Raw genomic sequence first — 4,601 nt, forward strand, 5'->3', positions numbered from 1 at the left:
CCGCGGCGTCGGCGGCGCGCCGCTCGTTGAGCCGGGCCAGCACCTCGCGTCCGAGCAGGCCGATCTCCGCGATCATGTGCTCGCGGTTCTTCACCGTGGACTCGTCGGTGGCCTGGATCAGGGCGGCCTTGGGCGAGATCGTCAGGCCGAGTTCGGCGGTGTCGTTCTGGTAGGCGATGAACTCCTTCACGAACAGGTCGAACCGGCGGCGCCGATCCGGCGGCAGTTGATCCTCCATCGCCGCCAGGAACGGCACCCGGACCTGTTCCACCGCCGCCAGGGCGTCGTGCAGCGCGGACAGCCGCGTGCGCGCCTCCCTGGTGTCCTCGGCGGTGTAGAGGGCGGTGGCCTGCACGACCGCGTGCTCGATCGCCTGACCCAGGGCGCCGGCCTGCAGCCCGGCATTCCAGATCTTGTCGGTGGCGGCGGCGCGCTCCTGCTCCCACAGCGATTGCCGGATGGCGAAGGCCGAGATGCCGACCGCAACGAAGCCCAACAGGCCGACGACCGCCGCCAGCTTGAGGCCGAGGGAAATGCGCATGGGAAGAGAACCGCTATCCGCGAGAATCGAGTGGGAGGGCCGTACTACAGCAAAGCTTGCGCCAACACTAAATATAGCCGGCAAACGCCGCGAAGCGATATGCAATAATTCTGAGATATATTCGGGCCGATCAGTACAAACGAGAAGAAACAGTCATTGAAATGCCGGAGCGCTCTTCGGTCTTGCCATCGATGCCGCGCGTCAAAATCTGTTCCCGGCGATGCGGCCCGGTCGCCGGATCGTGCGCGGACCTCATCAGACCGTGTGCGCCAGGATCACGCGCACCGCGGCGGCGACGATGAGGAAGCCGATCACGGCGCCGCCGATGTAGTCGGGCATGCGGCTGCCACGCTCCGGGCCGAGGGCGTCGCCTGCCTGAAGGCCGTCGGGATCGCGCGACATCGTGAACACTCCGAATACGTGGCAGGCAGGCCCGCACGCGACCGAGGCCGGCTGTCCGGGCGAACGCGGCATGACCGGACGGCACGGCGCGGACGCCTTGCGGTTCGGACCAGCGGGGGATCTGCGTCGGGGGGCGCTTGGCGACGGCCCGTGCCGATGGTCCGACCGTCTAGGCGGCCGCCGTGACGATGGGATGACCCCGCGACACCGCATCTGGCGCGGCAGGCTGGGGCTGGCGCCGCGCCCCCCCAACCAACCGTAACAGAAAAGCCACAGCCGGCCCGGTCGAGCGCCGGCAAACCACCTTTCTCAGGGCGCGCAATGGGTGAGCCCCGGCGAACGGTGCCGATCGCGCCATTCAGGGTCTTGCGTCCCGCGATCCTGGTGTGTAGAGACCCGCTCGTGATCCCCGATAGCTCAGTTGGTAGAGCAGGCGACTGTTAATCGCCTTGTCGCAGGTTCGAGTCCTGCTCGGGGAGCCATCACCGCTCCCAGCATCATCCGACACCGATAGACGTCGCATCGACGTCCCCGCGGGACTTCGGCTCGCGCCCCCGTGACCGCCGGATCTGCATCCCCGTTACCGGACTGATCGGCACTTCGGCGTCATCCCGGTACAACGCGATTTCACGCCAGGCTCGCACGAACAGCAGGCTGGTCGCGCGCGCGATCAGGACGCGGAGCCGAAGCTCCCGGCATGAATGGCAACGCAGATCACCGGCACCGGGAATCATCCGAATGCCCACCCGATTCGGATGAGCATTCGCGAACACGGCTGGCGATCGACAGGAAGAACAAAACCAGCGACGCCAAAAGCAGTACACTTGAGATCATTCGAGCCATGACGATCGCCGCGCCACCATCAGCGTGATGTCACGTCGGATCACATCATGAAATTTCATTTTCTCAACGGGCATATGCGTCGTATTATTGTATGTATACGCGGGTTCTGGACGCCTTTTCTATAAAATAGACTGCCCGTACTGTAGGTCATTTCTGTCCTCGCGGCCCATAAGCTAACGCGTGAGCCGTCAAAGGACGGAAAATCCTAACGAGGCGCTTATGAGATCGGCCGGGCGTCCCGCTCGAACCCTTATGCGTTCGGGTCCACCTTCACGGTGCGGTCCCCGGAGGATCGCGGGAACCCCAGACATCCGATGTCGCCCACCATCCACGTCGCCGCCCCCGCGGGGGACACCGCCCGGTTCATCGTCGGCCAGGATCCGGAGGGGCACTGGGTCGCCATCGAGATCCACGGGCGGGCCGGTGGCCTGTTCCGCAGCCGGGAGGCGGCGTTCGACTACGCGGCCGGGGAGACCGATCACCGCCCCGATGCCGTTCAGGTCTCGGCGGAGCGGATCGCGCTCCGGCTCTGAGCCGGCCGAGACTCCGTTCTCAGGCGCCGCCGGTGGGCGCCCGCCCGTTCTCCGTGACGGGCGGCTCGTCCTCCGGCGCGCGCAGGCGGTAGCCGACGCCGGTCTCGGTCAACAGGATGCGCGGGCGTTCGGGGTCGGCCTCCAGCTTCTGCCGGAGCTGGCGCATGTAGACGCGCAGATATTGCGGATCGGAGGAGACCGAGACCGCCTGCATCAGCTGCGCATGGGTCAGCACCTTGCCGGCATGCAGCACCAGCACGCGCAGGAAATCGTACTCGCGCGGGGTGAGCTTCACCTCGGCCTCGTCGACCTTCACGATCCGCCGGACGAGGTCGATCGTGAGCCGGTCGACCTTGAAGATCGGCCGTTCACCCTGGACGGCGAGCTGGTGGCGCAGGGCGGCGCGCAGGCGGGCCAGCAACTCCGCCATGCCGAACGGCTTGGTCACGTAGTCGTCCGCGCCGAGGTCGAGGGCCTCGACCTTGCCGCCCTCGTCGGTGCGGCTCGACAGCACCACCACGGGCAGCGCGGGATGGCGGGCCCGGATCGCCCGCAGCAGGTCGTGGCCGCGCATGTCGGGCAGCCCGAGATCGAGGATGACGAGATCCACCCGCTCGCGCCCCAGCACGTCGAGGGCGGTCGCGGCGTTCGGCGCCTCCAGGATCGCGTAGCCCTGCGTGGACAGCCCCGTGCGCAGCAGCTTCCGGATCGGCGGCTCGTCGTCGATGACCAGGATGGTCGGGCTCATAGGGTCGGGCTCATGCGGCGATGTCCTTGCGCCCGGTCCGGGCCGGGACCGGCAGCGTCACGGCGAAGACCGCCCCGAGGCGGTCGCGCCGGTTGGCGGCCGTGACGGTGCCGCCCATCGCCTCGACGAAGCCGCGCGCGATGGCCAGCCCCAGCCCGGTGCCGGCCCGGACCCGGTCGCTCTTGCGGACCCGGTAGAACTTGTCGAACACCCGCTCGACCTCCGTCTCGGGCAGGCCGTCGCCCTCGTCGAGGATTTCCAGCCGCACCCGGTCGCCCGCCCTGCGGGCCCGCACGGTCACGGTCGAGCCGGCCGGCGCGTACTTGGCGGCGTTGTCGAGCAGGTTCACCAGCACCTGCTCGAACAGGACCGGATCGAAGCGGAGCACCGGCAAATCGGGCGCCAGGTCGAGTACGACCCTGTGGTCGGCCAGCACCGGCTCGACCCGGCGCAGGGCGGTGTCGACGGTCTCTGCGACGTCCTGGGGGGCGAGGTTCGGGGCCACCGCGCCCGCCTCCAGGCGGGTCATGTCGAGCAGGTTGGCGATGAAGCGGTTCAGCCGCTCAGATTCCGCAATGATCGTCGCGAGCAGCTCGGCCTTGGCCTCGGGGCCGAGGTCGGCGTCGAGGTCGCGCAGCGTGCTGGCCGCCCCCAGCACGGAGGCCAGGGGGGTTCGCAAGTCGTGGCTGATCGAGGTCAGGAGCGCCTGGCGCAGGCGGTCGGTCTCGGCGGCGCGCTCGGCACGGTCGAGATCCTCCACCAACCGCACCCGCTCGATGGCGAGCGCGCCCATGTCGGCCAGCGCATCGAGCAGGCGGCGACCCTCCGGGGTCAGGATCGGGCCGGCGCCGTCCGCGTCGAGGCCGATCACTCCGATGGTGCCGCGCCCGGTGCGCATCGGCAGGAACAGCCGCTTGGCGCCCGGCAGGGTGTCGGCACCGCGCCCGGCCGGGCGGTCGTTGTCGAAGGCCCACTGGGCCGCGGCGAGGTCGGCGGCATCGAGCCGGTCCTCGGGCGGGTAGCCGGCCCGGACGGTGACGGGCTTGCCATCCGGCAGCAGCAGGACGACCCGCACCCGGAGCATGGCGGCGACCTGCGCGCAGGTGGCCCAGAGCACGTCGTCCAGGGTGCCGCAGCCCGCGAGCTTGCGCGAGAACCCGAACAACCGCTCCGTGGACGCGGCCCGGCCCTGGCTGATCATGGCGATGCGGCGAGCCCGGGCGGCGAGGTTCGAGACCAGCACGGCCACCAGCGTGAACAGCAGGAACGCCGCGACGTTGGTCGGGTCGGCGATGGTGAAGGTGTAGAGCGGCGGCAGGAAGAAGAAGTTGTAGGCCAGCGAGGCCGAGACCACCGCGGCGAGCGAAGGTCCGAGCCCCCAGCGAACCGCGACCGCGACCACGGCGGTGAGCAGCATCAGGTCGGCATTCTCGATGCCGGTATAGGGCTGGAGCAGGAGCGCCGCCCCGAGCGCCGCCGCGGAGGCGAGGAGCGCCATCCCGTAGGGGCCGGGCTCGAAGGCCGCGGCCGGGGT

Annotated in this window: 4 protein-coding genes, 1 tRNA gene and 1 pseudogene; 2 read left to right on the top strand and 4 right to left on the bottom strand. The window is 69.2% G+C overall.

Annotated elements, in window-relative coordinates; translation table 11 throughout:
- Positions 1-541, bottom strand: a pseudogene (locus tag FV228_RS20915) (chemotaxis protein); the annotation flags it as partial.
- A 255-nt stretch (positions 542-796) separates the two neighbouring features.
- The gene (locus tag FV228_RS33285; protein WP_187277841.1) at positions 797-943 is read right to left on the bottom strand and encodes a hypothetical protein; all 147 of its coding nucleotides are present in this window, start codon (positions 941-943) and stop codon (positions 797-799) included.
- Between the two features lie 406 nt (positions 944-1,349).
- On the opposite strand from FV228_RS33285, the gene FV228_RS20920 reads away from it, so the two are divergent.
- Together FV228_RS20920 and FV228_RS20925 are read left to right on the top strand one after the other, a co-directional pair.
- Positions 1,350-1,425: transfer RNA gene (locus FV228_RS20920), tRNA-Asn, on the top strand.
- A gap of 675 nt (positions 1,426-2,100) precedes the next feature.
- Positions 2,101-2,319, top strand: coding sequence for a hypothetical protein (locus FV228_RS20925; protein WP_147856375.1), 219 nt, complete (start codon positions 2,101-2,103; stop codon positions 2,317-2,319).
- Between the two features lie 19 nt (positions 2,320-2,338).
- Here the strand turns inward: FV228_RS20925 and FV228_RS20930 are convergent, their stop codons facing one another.
- Positions 2,339-3,067, bottom strand: a complete 729-nt coding sequence (locus FV228_RS20930) for a response regulator transcription factor (protein ID WP_147856376.1) — start codon at positions 3,065-3,067, stop codon at positions 2,339-2,341.
- A gap of 10 nt (positions 3,068-3,077) precedes the next feature.
- Positions 3,078-4,601: ATP-binding protein (locus FV228_RS20935; RefSeq protein WP_147856377.1), on the bottom strand; the 1,524-nt coding region annotated here is incomplete at its 5' end.

Origin of the sequence: Methylobacterium sp. WL18, from assembly GCF_008040015.1 — a bacterium.
In the GTDB taxonomy this organism is placed as follows: domain Bacteria; phylum Pseudomonadota; class Alphaproteobacteria; order Rhizobiales; family Beijerinckiaceae; genus Methylobacterium; species Methylobacterium mesophilicum.